This window comes from Sphingopyxis sp. Root1497 (assembly GCF_001427085.1).
Lineage (GTDB): Bacteria > Pseudomonadota > Alphaproteobacteria > Sphingomonadales > Sphingomonadaceae > Sphingopyxis.
Genome location: NZ_LMGF01000003.1, coordinates 841,049 through 853,879, shown reverse-complemented (window position 1 = coordinate 853,879; position 12,831 = coordinate 841,049). Strand labels below are relative to the sequence as shown.

At 66.4% G+C, this 12,831-nt stretch carries 12 protein-coding genes and 1 pseudogene; 7 read left to right on the top strand and 6 right to left on the bottom strand.

The window, feature by feature from the left end; translation table 11 throughout:
• The first annotated feature begins 136 nt into the window (after nt 1-136).
• Nucleotides 137-1,384: a sensor domain-containing diguanylate cyclase gene (locus ASD67_RS07445; RefSeq protein ID WP_082544895.1), complete on the top strand. Its 1,248-nt coding sequence runs from the start codon at nt 137-139 to the stop codon at nt 1,382-1,384.
• A 7-nt stretch (nt 1,385-1,391) separates the two neighbouring features.
• Here the strand turns inward: ASD67_RS07445 and ASD67_RS07440 are convergent, their stop codons facing one another.
• The 5 genes and pseudogenes from ASD67_RS07440 to ffh form a co-directional block, all read right to left on the bottom strand.
• Nucleotides 1,392-1,670 carry a hypothetical protein gene (locus tag ASD67_RS07440; protein WP_056345477.1) on the bottom strand — a complete coding sequence of 93 codons (279 nt, stop codon included), beginning with the start codon at nt 1,668-1,670 and terminating at the stop codon, nt 1,392-1,394.
• Entirely contained in the window at nt 1,667-3,184 is a 1,518-nt protein-coding gene (locus ASD67_RS07435; RefSeq protein ID WP_056345474.1) for a serine hydrolase domain-containing protein, read from the bottom strand. The genes ASD67_RS07440 and ASD67_RS07435 overlap by 4 nt, the downstream gene beginning before the upstream one ends.
• A 211-nt stretch (nt 3,185-3,395) precedes the next feature.
• Nucleotides 3,396-3,905, bottom strand: a complete 510-nt coding sequence (rimM, locus tag ASD67_RS07430; RefSeq protein ID WP_056345471.1) for a ribosome maturation factor RimM — start codon at nt 3,903-3,905, stop codon at nt 3,396-3,398.
• Nucleotides 3,906-4,117: 212 nt separating this feature from the next.
• Nucleotides 4,118-4,585: pseudogene (gene rpsP, locus ASD67_RS07425) on the bottom strand (30S ribosomal protein S16); the annotation flags it as partial.
• Nucleotides 4,586-4,630: 45 nt separating this feature from the next.
• Nucleotides 4,631-6,091 (bottom strand): signal recognition particle protein, encoded by a 1,461-nt coding sequence (gene ffh / locus ASD67_RS07420; protein WP_187140966.1) that lies wholly within the window; start codon nt 6,089-6,091, stop codon nt 4,631-4,633.
• Nucleotides 6,092-6,369: 278 nt separating this feature from the next.
• Between ffh and ASD67_RS07415 the strand changes: the two genes are divergently transcribed.
• The 6 genes from ASD67_RS07415 to ASD67_RS07390 all read left to right on the top strand — a co-directional run bounded on the left by ASD67_RS07415 (nt 6,370) and on the right by ASD67_RS07390 (nt 12,581).
• On the top strand, nt 6,370-8,001 hold the full coding sequence (locus ASD67_RS07415; RefSeq protein ID WP_056345462.1) for a putative bifunctional diguanylate cyclase/phosphodiesterase: 1,632 nt from the start codon (nt 6,370-6,372) through the stop codon (nt 7,999-8,001).
• Between the two features lie 165 nt (nt 8,002-8,166).
• A complete protein-coding gene (gene dapF, locus ASD67_RS07410; RefSeq protein ID WP_056345458.1) occupies nt 8,167-8,973 on the top strand; it encodes a diaminopimelate epimerase in 807 nt (268 codons plus the stop codon).
• The gene (locus ASD67_RS07405; protein ID WP_056345455.1) at nt 8,970-10,193 is read left to right on the top strand and encodes a MiaB/RimO family radical SAM methylthiotransferase; all 1,224 of its coding nucleotides are present in this window, start codon (nt 8,970-8,972) and stop codon (nt 10,191-10,193) included. The genes dapF and ASD67_RS07405 overlap by 4 nt, the downstream gene beginning before the upstream one ends.
• On the top strand, nt 10,190-11,116 hold the full coding sequence (ftsY, locus tag ASD67_RS07400; RefSeq protein WP_056345454.1) for a signal recognition particle-docking protein FtsY: 927 nt from the start codon (nt 10,190-10,192) through the stop codon (nt 11,114-11,116). The genes ASD67_RS07405 and ftsY overlap by 4 nt, the downstream gene beginning before the upstream one ends.
• The gene (locus ASD67_RS07395) at nt 11,113-11,793 is read left to right on the top strand and encodes an inner membrane-spanning protein YciB (RefSeq protein WP_082544894.1); all 681 of its coding nucleotides are present in this window, start codon (nt 11,113-11,115) and stop codon (nt 11,791-11,793) included. Before ftsY ends, ASD67_RS07395 begins: the two co-directional genes overlap by 4 nt.
• A 215-nt stretch (nt 11,794-12,008) precedes the next feature.
• Nucleotides 12,009-12,581, top strand: a complete 573-nt coding sequence (locus ASD67_RS07390) for a urate hydroxylase PuuD (RefSeq protein WP_056345451.1) — start codon at nt 12,009-12,011, stop codon at nt 12,579-12,581.
• A 64-nt stretch (nt 12,582-12,645) separates the two neighbouring features.
• On the opposite strand, the gene ASD67_RS22975 is transcribed toward ASD67_RS07390, so the two are convergent.
• The gene (locus ASD67_RS22975) at nt 12,646-12,783 is read right to left on the bottom strand and encodes a hypothetical protein (protein ID WP_156377606.1); all 138 of its coding nucleotides are present in this window, start codon (nt 12,781-12,783) and stop codon (nt 12,646-12,648) included.
• Nucleotides 12,784-12,831: the final 48 nt, after the last annotated feature.

The following is a 12,831-nucleotide window of genomic DNA, read 5'->3' as shown; positions in this document are numbered from 1 at the left end:
TGGTAGCGGGCGGCTGCCGTCGTAGCGCTCGCAACCCCGTCCCCTCCCTCCGCAAATCACCAAAATCCAACCCTCCGTTAACCAAAAATCAGCGGCTTGACGCCTAATTTCCTCCCACTCGGACCAGGGGGACAAGATGGCGCGATGGGCGCGGGCGTTGACGATGGGCGCGGTGCTGCTTGGCATCGCGGTGCCCGCGCACGCGCAATCCTCGTTCGCCGACGCGACGGTGATGACATGGGACGGGGTGCTGACCGGCATCTTCCTCGGGCTGCTGCTGTTTTCACTCGCCTATAATGCCGCTTTCTATGCGTTGCTGCGCGAGCGGTTCCTGATCTGGCAGAGCGTTCGCGCCTTTGCCTATTTCGCGCTAGCGATCGGGCTGTCACCGCTGGCGATGGGAGGCTTTTTCACCCCCGACAGCTTTGCGCGGCAGGTGTGGATCACTTTATTCTTCGATCTGGGCGTCGCGGTATCGGGGCCGTTCCTGCGCGCCTATCTGGAGCCGGGGACGATCCCGAAGCGGCTCTATCGGCTGCTGGGATGGCCGCCCTTCCTGATCCTGCTGACGACGCCGGCGACGGTGATGGCCGATCCGCCGGGGCTGTATTTCACGCTGCGCAGCCTGTTGCTGGTGACGATGCTGACGATCGGCGTCACGACGGTGGCGATCGCGCTGCTGCGCGGCAGCCGCACCGCGCGGTATCAAGCGGCGGCGTGGAGCGGCATCGGCGGCGTCTATGGCGTCAGCCTGTTCCACGACATCGTGCTGCAGACACCGTTCGAATCCTTCCTGTTCCTGCTGTTTCCCGCTTTGGGATTGGAAGTGATGCTCACCGCGCTCGGCATTCTCGACCGGCTGATCCGTCTGCGCCGCGAACGAACCGAAGCGCAGGCCCAGGCCGAAGCGATGCGCGTCATCGCGCACACCGACCCGCTGACCGGCCTGCCCAACCGCCGCGCGATCGAAGAAAGTTACGGACAGGAGACGCCGGTCGCGATCGCGATCGTCGACCTCGACCATTTCAAGGCGATCAACGACCGCCACGGCCATGACGTCGGCGACCGGGTGATCTTTGCCGCCGGGGTCGCACTGGGATCGGGTAGCGCGATGGCGGCGCGGATCGGCGGCGAGGAATTCGCGCTGCTATTCCGCTGCGAGGCGAGCGCGGTCGCGGGCGAGGCCGAACGGCTGCGCCAGCGCGTCGGCGCCTATATCGCGCAGATGGTGCCGACGCTTAAACGGCCGGTGACCGCATCGATGGGCCTTGTCCATATCGCGCGCGAGACGAGTTTCGGCGCGGCGATGAAGTCGGCCGACATCAACCTGTACGCCGCCAAGGAAAGCGGGCGCGACCGGGTCGTGTTCATCGAGGCGGCCTAACCGGACGTCATTCCGAACGCCGGGCCGCGAATTGGAGCGCCGCGAGAGTCAGCAAGACGACCAGCGCCGCCGCGCCAATCGCGATCTTCTGGAACAGCAACGGATCGGGATCGTCGTTTGCGCCCGCGCTGCCAAGGAGAGCATTTGTGAAGAAGATGGCAGGGGCAACGCCCGTCAGCATGCCGGCCAGCCAGACCAGCGGCGGCGACAGCCGGCGCAGCAGCCACCAACTCACGACCGCCCCGGCGATCGGGACCAACACGACAAAGGTCAGGATGAAGATCATGGGTGGTCGCCGGGCACGACCCGCAGACGCCACGCCTGGATCATGACCGGGCTGGTCGGAGCGAGCAGCAAGGTGCCGTCGATTTTGCCCTTTTCGCAATTGAGGCGAAAGGCCGTAGACAACGCCCCCAGCGGCGCGAGTGGCTCAGCGGTCGGACAAGCGCCGACCTGATCCTTCAACTTCGCCAGTTCGGCGGTCCAGTTGTCGGCCGAACGGTCGAGCAGGAAATTCATCGCGAGCTTGCCGTCGAGCGGCCTCAGGTCGCCCGCGGCATAAGCCGCTTGCGTCGCGGCGAACATCTCCGCGATTGCAGGCGACACCGGCGTGTCGCGGCGGACGAGCAGTCCCGCCTTGTCCATCGCCACGGCCGTGTCCCACGCCGGACCCGACGGGCCGGCATAGGTGCGGTTGGCGAGGGCGAAGATGCCGGTGCCGGTGTCGGGCATCAGCATCACATGGCTGCCATAGCCGGGATAACCGCCGCCATGCGCGAGCGTCAGCCCGAGCTCGCAGTCCTGCGCGACGCGCCAGCCCATGCCATAGGCGAGGCTTTGCTTACACGCGTCGGCGCCGCTCGATCCGATGCGATTGACGACCGAAGTGAAGTTCGACCCCTGCGCGATTTCGCGCACCGTCGACCGCCGGACCGGGCCGGTGTCGGGATCGTCGCGCGCGGGCCAGGCCGAGAGCAGGAAGGCGACCCATTTGGCATAGTCGTTGGCGCTGACCTGCAGGCCGCCCATGGCGTTGAAGGCGCCGTCGACCATTTCGGGTTCGGGCGCCCAGGCATCATTCTCCCAGCGATAGCCAAGAGCATATTTGTCCTTCGGCGCGGCGGGCGCGTCGAAACCGCTCGCGGTCATGCCGAGCGGGGTCAGGATCGTTTTGCGGACATAGTCGGTATAGGCCATGCCCGAGGCCTTGGTCACGATGCGGCCGAGCAGCGCATAGCCGAAGTTCGAATATTCATGTTGGCTCTGCGGCGCGCGGCTGAAGGGCACGCCCGCAGCGATCATCTTGGTGAATTCGGCCTGCGGCAGCACCTGCTGACGGTCGCCCCAGGGATCGTCGGTGACGAACCCACCGACATGCTGGAGCAGGTCGCGGATCCGGATGCGCGGGCTGTCCTTCGTCGGATAGGTCCAGCCCTTCATCTCGGGAATATACTGCTCGGCGAGGTCGTCGAGGCGGAGCTTCCCCTGATCACGCAAGCTGAGGATCGACAGCGCGGTGAACGCCTTGGTCATCGAGGCGATGCGAAACAGGCTGTCGGGGGTGACCGGGCGCCGCGCGTCGAGATCCTGCACGCCGAGGCCCTTCACATAGACGAGCTTGCCGTTCTGGACGACGCCATAGACGAGCCCGGGAATGTGGGCGTCGGTCTGAAACGTTGCAAAGCGCGCGTCGATGTCGGGAGCGAGTTGCTCGAGGGTCTTTGGGGCGGGGTCCTGCGCGGCGGCGGGCGACGCCACCGCGAACAGGGCGGCAAGGGCGATTCGCGATCTCGAACGCATGGCAGTCTCCCCCGTTTGTCGCGCCAAGCTTGCTTCAATCTCGCTTAAAGTCACAAAAGCCCCGCATGCAGCGCATGATTTTGTGCCCTTTGTGCCCTTAAGCGGGCGGTGCCGAAGGTTGCCGCGAACCGCGTTCCGACACGGCAAAAGCACCGAAAACGACGCTCGCACAGCGCGATAATGTAGGAAAGCGCAAAATGCGCCGCCGGGCCTATTCGACGAAGGCGGCGTCGACGGTCACGTTATCGGCATCCCATGCGGGCACCGCCCGCGCGTTCATCGGGACCATGAAGCGCTGCGGCTTCTTGCCTGCCTCAGCGGGCTTCTCGATCTCGAGAATGTCGCCGGCACCGAAATTATCGACCGCGACGACGGTGCCGATCGCGGCGCCGTCGGTCGAGACGCACGGCAGGCCGATAAGGTCATGATGGTAATATTCGCCCTCACCCAGCGGCGGCAGCGCCGAACGCGCGACCGTCAGCAACGTGCCACGCAGCGCTTCGGCGCCGCTGCGGTCGGTGACCTCGGCAAACATCGCGACCGCGCCCTGATTGGCAGGACGGATCGATTTCAGGGTCAGGATGCGCTCGCCCGCGCTGAAGGCGGAAAAGGCGCGGAGGGTCTCCGCGCCTTCGCCGAACAGTTTGAGCCGCACCTCGCCCCGCACCCCATGCGCGCCGGCAATGGCGGCGAGGGTGACGGGGCGGTTCGCGTCAGCCAAGATCAGGCCTTGGCTTCTTCTTCGCCGGCTTCTTCTGCGGGCGCTTCCTCAGCGACCGGAGCAGCCGGAGCTTCTTCGGCCGGTCCGCCTTCGGCGGCCTGTTCGGCCATCGCGGCGGCATCGTCGGCGGTCGCGTCGGCGGGGACATCTTCGGCCACCGCGTCGGCGACGGCTTCGGCGGTCGCTTCGCTCTTCACCGAACCGGTCGCGTCCGATTCAGCAGCCTCGGGAGCGGCGGCTTCTTCAGCGGCGGGCGCTTCTTCAGCAGCCGGAGCGGCTTCTTCGACGACTTCGGGCTCGGGAGCCGGAGCAGCAGCAGCGGCGGCGGCGGCTTCCTCGGCGTCAGCGATCTTCTGAGCCTTTTCCTCGGCGCGTTCCTTGGCCTTTTCGCCCGGGACCGCCTTGTTCGGGTTGTTGCGCGCGGCGCGTTCCTGGACACCCGCGGCGTCGAGGAAGCGGGCGACGCGGTCGCTCGGCTGGGCGCCGACGCTCAGCCAATGCTTGGCGCGCTCGGCGTCAAGCTTGACGCGCTCGGGATTGTCCTTGGCGAGCAGCGGGTTGTAGCTGCCGATGCGCTCGATGAAGCGGCCGTCGCGCGGGGCGCGCGAATCGGCGACGACGATCTTGTAATAAGGGCGCTTCTTGGAGCCGCCGCGCGACAGGCGAATGGAGGTAGCCATGATGTAATTCCTTCTTTCTGATTCAAATTCGGTTGTCGGTTAAAATCACTTCTTCTTGTTCATGAGATTGGCGAGTTCGGGCGGGATCGCCCCGCCGCCGAGGCCGGGCAGGCCGCCGAGGCCACCGCCTCCGCCCCCCATGCCGCCACCGCCCATGCCCGGGATGCCGCCCTTGCCGAACAGCGCGCCGAGGCCTTTCAGCCCGCCCATCTTGCGGATCTTCTTCATCGCGGTCGCCATTTCCTGGTGCATCTTGAGCACCTTGTTGACCATCTGGACATTGGTGCCCGAGCCGTTGGCGATGCGGATCTTGCGCTTCGCGGTCAGGATTTCGGGCTTCGCGCGCTCCTTGGGGGTCATCGAGCCCATGATCGCGTCGAAGTGGATGAGCATCTTGTCGTCGGCGCCGCCCTGCGCCATCGCGACCTGCGCCTTCTTGATCCCCGGGATCATCCCGGCGAGCGCGCCGAGGCCGCCCATGCGGCGCATCTGATTGAGCTGGGTCCGCAGGTCGTTGAGGTCGAAGACGCCCTTGGCCATCTTCGCCGCCATCGCCTCAGCCTCTTCGGCCTGGATCGTTTCGGCGGCGCGCTCGACGAGGCTGACGACGTCGCCCATGCCGAGGATGCGGCCGGCGATGCGCGAGGGCTGGAAGAGTTCGAGTCCGTCGAGTTTCTCACCCGTACCCGCGAATTTGATCGGCTTGCCGGTGACCGCGCGCATCGAGAGCGCGGCACCGCCGCGCGCGTCGCCGTCCATACGGGTCAAGACGACGCCGGTGAGCGGCACCTGATCGGTGAAGCGCTGCGCGACCTGCACCGCATCCTGCCCGGTCAGGCTGTCGACAACGAGCAGGGTTTCAGCCGGATTGGCGGTGCGCGACACCGCCTGCATCTCGTCCATCAGCTGCTGATCGACATGGAGGCGCCCCGCCGTATCGAGCATCAGCACATCGAAACCCTGCAGCTTCGCGGCCTGCAGCGCGCGTTGCGCGATCTCGACCGGCTGCTGACCCGCGACGATCGGCAGCGTTGCGACGTCGATCTGGGCGCCGAGGACGGCGAGCTGTTCCTGCGCGGCAGGGCGATTGACGTCGAGCGACGCCATCAGCACCTTCTTGCGCTCTTTTTCCTTGAGGCGCTTCGCGATCTTCGCGGTGGTTGTCGTCTTACCCGAACCCTGGAGGCCGACCATCATGATGACCGCGGGCGGCGTGACGGCAAGGTCGAGCTCGGCGGTTTCGGAGCCGAGCATTTCGGTCAGCGCGTCGCTGACGATCTTGACCACCTGCTGGCCCGGAGTGACCGAACGCAGGACATTGTGACCGATCGCGAGGTCGGTGACCTGATCAACGAAGCTGCGCACGACGGGCAGCGCGACATCGGCCTCGAGCAGGGCGATTCGCACTTCGCGCATCGCGGCGCGCACGTCGGCCTCGGTCAGCGCACCGCGACCGCGGAGCTTTCCGAACACATCGCCAAGCCGGTTGCTCAGACTATCGAACACAGCCAAAATCCTTGCTACGACGCCCGCAACGCAAAACACGCCGGTGAGCGAAACCTCGCCAACCAGCGGTATCCGTGGACAGGTTTTCCGTCGCGGATGTCGTGTATGCCCCGCCGCAAAATGCGGTGGAACGGGGCGCCCTTACGGGAAAGGGCGGAGAAAGGCAAGCCAGCTCCTCCCTGTGGCGAAGCCATACCGAGGATTGGAATGACCCACACTTAACGCAAATTTCACCGCTTGGGGCGCAAAAGACCGGCTGTCTGTGGGGAAATGCGAATATGGCGACGGCCGCTGCGCCCAAACAACCCGACCGCGCCGACGGCGCGAAGCGCGATGTCGTCGCGGGCGGCATCGTCGTCGCCGCGATCATCCTGTTCGTAGGCACCGGCAGCAGCGTCATGCAATCGGTCGTTCGCGCGCTGTCGGGCATCGGCGGCGGCGCCGACCAGGTGCTCGCCGCGACCTTGATCCTCAACATCGCGCTGATCCTGTTCGGCTGGCGCCGCTACAACGACCTGCACCGCGAAATCCGCGAACGCACCGAGGCCGAACAGCGCGCCCGCTATCTGGCAGACACCGACCCGCTGACCAATTTCCTCAACCGCCGCGCGATGCTCGAACAGGGGCAGGCGCTGGTCGTCGAGGCCGCAGGCGAGCAGCGCCATGTGGCGCTGTTCCTGCTCGACCTCGACCATTTCAAGACGGTCAACGACATCCATGGCCACGCCGCGGGCGACCGCCTGTTGCAGGTCGCCGCCGAGCGCATCGCCAGCGTGCTGCCGCCGAGCGCGCTGATGGCGCGGCTGGGCGGTGACGAGTTCGTCGCGATGCTGATGTTCGATCCGGCGGGCAAGGCGCATATCGAGGCGCTGGCGGCGCAGCTCGTCACCGTGCTCGAAGAACCGGTAATCCACGATGCGCAGCAGATCCGCATCGGCGCGTCGATCGGGCTCGCGCTCGCGACCGAGGCGAGCGCGACGATGGACACGCTGGTCCGTCAGGCCGACATCGCCATGTATCATTGCAAGGACGAAGGGCGGAACCGCTTCTGCTGGTTCGAGGCCGGCATGGAAATGGCGGTACAGGTCCGCAACCAGATCGAGACCGGCATCCGCAGCGGCATGCCGCGCGACGAATTCGTGCCCTTTTTCGAGCCGCAGGTCGACATCGCGACGGGCCGCCTGGTCGGTTTCGAGATGCTGATGCGCTGGGATTCACCCGAACATGGCATGATCGAGCCCGACCGCTTCATCCCGGTCGCCGAGGACAGCGGGCTGATCGGCGAGCTGTCGCTGCGGGTCGTGCGCCACGCGATGGAGATTGCCAAGGGGTGGGACCCGTCGATCACGCTGGCGGTCAATATCTCGCCGCAGCAATTGAAGGATCCCTGGTTCAGCCAGAAGCTGACCAAGCTGCTGGTCGAGACGGGATTCCCCGCGAGCCAGCTCGAGGTCGAGATCACCGAAAGTTCGCTGTTCGAGAATCTGCCGCTGGTGCGCTCGATCGTCACCAGCCTGAAAAACCAGGGCGTGTCGCTGAGCCTCGACGATTTCGGGACCGGCTACAGCTCGCTGTCGCACCTGCGCGCGCTGCCGTTCGACCGGATCAAGATCGACCGCAGCTTCATCGCCGCGATGCAGGGCAGCCCCGATGCGCAGGCGATCGTCGTCGCGATCGTCCGGCTGGGCGAAAGCCTGGCGATGCCGATCACCGCCGAGGGGGTCGAGGACGAAGCGACCGCGATCGAACTGACCCGGCTCGGCTGCGCCAAGGCGCAGGGCTGGCATTATGGCAAGCCGGTGTCGGCAGCGGAAACGGCGAAGCTGCTCGCCGACCGCGGCCTGCTGCGTTCGCCGCTCGTGCCCGAACAGGATGGCGCGAGCGAAGACGAGCGGCGGAAGTCGGCGTAACGCCTCCATCACTCCAATCGTCATTGCGAAGAGCCGGAGGCGACGCGGCAATCCCGAGTTGCGCAAGGGCGCCGTGGATTGCTTCGCTCCGCTCGCAATGACGAGGCTTTGGAATAGTCCCGCCTCGCTAGACTTCACGCCCCTGCCGCCTTACATGCGCGGGATATGGCGGATCGCTTCACCAAGATGCACGGACTGGGCAACGACTTTGTCGTGATCGATGCGCGGGCGGCGCCCGTCGCGATGACCCCGGCGCGCGCGCATGCGATCGCCGACCGGCGGCATGGCATCGGGTGCGACCAGCTGATCCTGCTCGAACCGTCGACGCACGCCGATGTGAAGATGCGCATCTTCAACGCCGACGGCGGCGAGGTCGAGGCGTGCGGCAATGCGACGCGCTGTGTCGCGACGCTGATCGGCCAACCCGCGGTGATCGAGACCCTGGGCGGCATGCTGCGCGTGACGCCCGCCGACGGCGGCGCCGAGGTGGTGCTGGGCGAACCCGAATTCGACTGGGAGCATATCCCGCTGGCGATGCCGATGGACACGCGCGACATGCCGGTGGCGTGGGACGAGCTGGAGCATGGCGCGGCGGTCAATGTCGGCAACCCGCACATCGTCTTTTTCGTGCCCGAGGCCGATGCGGTGGACCTGGGCGAGCTGGGGCCGCGGATCGAGACCGATCCGCTGTTCCCCGAACGCGTCAACGTCAATGTCGCGAGCCTCGACGGTCCCGACCGGCTGCAACTGCGCGTGTGGGAGCGCGGCGTCGGGCTGACGCAGGCGTGCGGGACGGGCGCGTGCGCAACGGCGGTCGCGGCGGTCCGTGCCGGCAAGGTCCAGTCGCCGGTAACGGTGTCGCTGCCCGGCGGCGACCTGATCATCCGCTGGGGCCCCGGCGAGCCGATCGTGATGAGCGGCGCCGCGACGCGCGTGTTCGAGGGCGAAACCGACTGGGCGCAGTTCGGATGAGCGTTGCGGTGTTGGACGGCGGGCTTGACGTCGTCAATTTCGGGTGCCGGCTGAACATCGCCGAAGGCGAGGCGGTGCGCGCGGCGGCGACGGCGGCGGGCGCGCGCGATACGATCATCTTCAACAGCTGCGCGGTGACCGACGAAGCGGTGCGGCAGGCGCGCCAGGCTGTGCGGCGCGCGCTGCGCGAGCGGCCCGAGGCGAATGTGGTGGTGACCGGTTGCGCGGCGGAGCTGGAAGGCGAACGCTTTGCGGCACTGGGTGCGCGGGTGGTGCGCAACGACGCCAAGGGGTTAACCGAGAGCTATGGCGCCGGGGAGCCGGTCGCGCGCAGCAAGAGCTATTCCCCTGCCCTGTCGGGCGCCGACCATGCCCGCGCCTTTCTCGGCGTGCAGACGGGCTGTTCGCACAGCTGCACCTTTTGCGCGACGGTGATCGCGCGCGGAACCGCGCGGTCGGCGAGCGTCGATGCCGTGGTCGAAAGCGCGAGCCTCGCGCTGGCGCGCGGGCAACGCGAGATCGTGCTGACCGGGGTCGACCTGGCGAGCTATGGCGACGACAGCGGGACGAGGCTTGCCGCGCTGATCGAGGCGTTGCTGGCGCTGCCGATCGAACGGCTGCGGCTATCGTCGCTCGACCCGAACCGGATCGACGATGCGCTGTTCGCGCTGCTGGCCGGCGAAACGCGGGTTATGCCGCATGTCCACCTGTCGTTGCAGGCGGGCGACGATATGGTGCTGACGCGGATGAAGCGGCGGCATCGGCGGGCCGAGGTCGTCGACCTCGTCGCGCGGCTCAAGGCGGCGCGGCCGGAGATCGCGATCGGCGCCGACCTGATCGCGGGCTTCCCGACCGAGGATGACGCGATGTTCGCGAACAGCCTGGCGCTGATCGACGAATGCGACATCGTCTTTGGCCATATCTTTCCCTATAGCGCGCGCGCCGGGACCCCCGCCGCGCGGATGCCGCAGGTTGGACGGACCGTGGCACGCGAACGGGCGGCGATACTGCGCGAAGCCAATGCGCGGCGGCGGCATGACTGGATGGACGGACTGACAGGAATGAGGACGAATATGCTGGTCGAACGCGACGGGCGGAGCGGCCATGGCGAGAATTTTGCGGGGCTGATGCTGGACGCTGACGCGGCGCCGGGGAGCATCGTGCCGGTGCGGATCGGCGCGCGCGACGGCGACCGGCTGACGGCGGAGCTGGCAGCATGAGCGGCGCGAGTTGGAGCGAGCGGCTGTTCGGCGGACTGAAGCGCACGTCGGAGAAACTGGGCGAAAATCTGGCGGGGCTGACCGGCAAGGCGCGGCTCGACGAGGACGATCTCGACCGCATCGAAGAGGCGCTGATCACCGCCGACCTTGGCCCCGCGATGGCGGGACGCATCCGTGAGCGGCTGGCGGCGCGGCGTGACGCGGTCGCGAGCGGGACCGAGGAATTGCGCAAGATCGTCGCCGAAGAAATCGCGGCGGTGCTGCGCCCGGTCGCCGAACCGCTGGAGATCGACGCCTTTCCGCGCCCGCAGGTCATTTTGGTGATCGGGGTCAACGGATCGGGCAAGACCACCACCATCGCCAAGCTGGCGCATCTGTTCCAGGAACAGGATTATGGCGTGATGCTGGTCGCCGGCGACACCTTCCGCGCCGCCGCGATCGGCCAATTGAAGGTCTGGGCCGAACGCTTGGGCGTGCCGATCATGGCGGGTCCCGAGGGCGGCGACGCCGCGGGGATCGTGTTCGACGCGGTGAAGCAGGCAACCGCGACGGGTATCGACGTTTTGATCGTCGACACCGCCGGGCGATTACAGAACAAACGCGAGCTGATGGACGAACTCGAGAAGATCAAGCGCGTGCTCGGCCGGCTGAACCCCGCGGCGCCGCACGATGTCGTGCTGGTACTCGATGCGACGACGGGGCAGAATGCGCTGGCGCAGATCGACGTGTTCCGCGAGGTCGCGGGGGTCACCGGCCTCGTCATGACCAAGCTCGACGGCACCGCGCGCGGCGGCGTGCTCGTCGCCGCGGCCGAGCGCCACGGGCTTCCCATTCACGCGATCGGCATCGGCGAAACCATCGACGATCTTCGTCCGTTCGATGCCGACGAGATCGCGGGCATCATTGCAGGAAATATCAGATGAGCGACACGCTCGAGCAACTGCCGACCGGCCCCGAGGCCATTCCCGCGCCGCCACCCGCCAAGCATGGCTGGCTCAATTTCGTGATCGACTTTGCCCCGCTGCTGATCTTCTTCGCGGTCTACAAGCTGAGTTCGGGCGGCACCGGCGCCTTTGCCGCGACCACGGCGGCGATCAAGGGCACCGTCGCCTTCATGATCGCGATCATCGCCGCGATGATCATATCGAAGTGGAAGCTGGGCAAGATTTCGCCGATGCTGTGGCTGTCGAGCATCCTCGTCATCGGTTTCGGCGCGCTGACCGTCTATTTCCACGACGAAAGCTTCATCGTGATGAAGCCGACGATCATCTATGGCGCCTTCGCCGCGCTGCTGCTCGGCGGTTATTTCGTGGGCAAGCCGATGCTCAAATATCTGCTCCAGTCGGCGCTCGACGGGATCACCGAGCGCGGCTGGATGCTGCTGTCGCGAAACTGGGGGCTGTTCTTCCTCGCGCTCGGCCTCGCCAATCACATCATGTATGTGCTGATCCAGCGGGGCCAGTTCAGCTTCGACACATGGCTGACGATCAAGGTGTGGGGGATCACCGCCCTCTCCTTCCTGTTCACGCTGACCCAGTTGCCAGTGATGATCAAGAACGGCCTCGCGCTGCCCGAGGAAGCGGCGACGGACAAGGACTGACCAGCCAATCCTCCCTGTGGCGCAGCCATGGGGAGGTGGCAGCGGCGTAGCCGCTGACGGAGGGGCTATGGCGCAAGGTTGCCCGCCCCCCCTCCCCATCGCTTCGCGACAGGGAGGATCCTATGCAGCAAGCTTGAGCCTTGCCCCCGTCGCTGGCATAGCCTTGCCCGGGCACCGGGTCGCGCCGCGCCTCATAACAAGCGAGGGGGACTTTCATGGACAAATTTTTCGGTAATCTGCACGCCGTGCTGGGCGCGGGCCTGGTGCTAGCGATCATCCTGATGCTCGGCCTCAACGGCCAGAATTTCGAGGACGGCATCGCCGCGGGCAACGCGATCATGCGCTGGCTTCACACCTTCTTCGGCGTGCTGTGGATCGGGCTGCTCTATTATTTCAACTTCGTCCAGATGCCGACGATGCCCAAGATTCCGGCCGAACTGAAGCCCGGCGTGTCGAAGCATATCGCGCCCGCCGCACTGTTCTGGTTCCGCTGGGCAGCCGCCGCGACGGTGGTGCTGGGCCTCGCGATCGCGGGTCACGCCAAATATCTCGTTCCCGCGCTGACGCTGCAGGATCCGTACAAGCTGATCGGCGTCGGCATGTGGCTCGGCCTGATCATGGCGTTCAACGTCTGGTTCCTGATCTGGCCGAACCAGAAGAAGGCGCTGGGCATCGTCGCGGCCGACGATGCGACCAAGGCGGCCTCGGCGAAGACCGCGATGATCTTTTCGCGGACCAACACCCTGCTGTCGATCCCGATGCTGTATGCGATGGTGAACTTCAGCTAATCGACGCGGTCTCCAAATCGCCGACGCGTCCCGAGGCAAAATCCGGGCCGCGTCGGCGAATGGATTACATCATCGGCGCGGGCGCGGCCGGTGCAGCCGGCGCGGCCTTCCGCGCTCTGCCGCCGGCGACTTCCGAAAGCTGATCGTCGTTCAGTTCGACGGGCTTCGGCTGCTTGGTCTTGGGATCGACTTTCTTGGTCATCTCAATGCTCCTCGTCAGAAAAGGATCGCGGGATGGCGAGCCTCGATT

Excerpts from the sequence above, each read along its gene's own strand:
- ASD67_RS07445 (WP_082544895.1), top strand. The coding sequence starts at position 137 with ATGGCGCGATGGGCGCGGGCGTTGACGATGGGCGCGGTGCTGCTTGGC.
- ASD67_RS07440 (WP_056345477.1), bottom strand. The coding sequence starts at position 1,670 with ATGATCTTCATCCTGACCTTTGTCGTGTTGGTCCCGATCGCCGGGGCG.
- ASD67_RS07435 (WP_056345474.1), bottom strand. The coding sequence starts at position 3,184 with ATGCGTTCGAGATCGCGAATCGCCCTTGCCGCCCTGTTCGCGGTGGCG.
- ASD67_RS07415 (WP_056345462.1), top strand. The coding sequence starts at position 6,370 with ATGGCGACGGCCGCTGCGCCCAAACAACCCGACCGCGCCGACGGCGCG.
- dapF (WP_056345458.1), top strand. The coding sequence starts at position 8,167 with ATGGCGGATCGCTTCACCAAGATGCACGGACTGGGCAACGACTTTGTC.
- ASD67_RS07405 (WP_056345455.1), top strand. The coding sequence starts at position 8,970 with ATGAGCGTTGCGGTGTTGGACGGCGGGCTTGACGTCGTCAATTTCGGG.
- ftsY (WP_056345454.1), top strand. The coding sequence starts at position 10,190 with ATGAGCGGCGCGAGTTGGAGCGAGCGGCTGTTCGGCGGACTGAAGCGC.
- ASD67_RS07395 (WP_082544894.1), top strand. The coding sequence starts at position 11,113 with ATGAGCGACACGCTCGAGCAACTGCCGACCGGCCCCGAGGCCATTCCC.
- ASD67_RS07390 (WP_056345451.1), top strand. The coding sequence starts at position 12,009 with ATGGACAAATTTTTCGGTAATCTGCACGCCGTGCTGGGCGCGGGCCTG.
- ASD67_RS22975 (WP_156377606.1), bottom strand. The coding sequence starts at position 12,783 with ATGACCAAGAAAGTCGATCCCAAGACCAAGCAGCCGAAGCCCGTCGAA.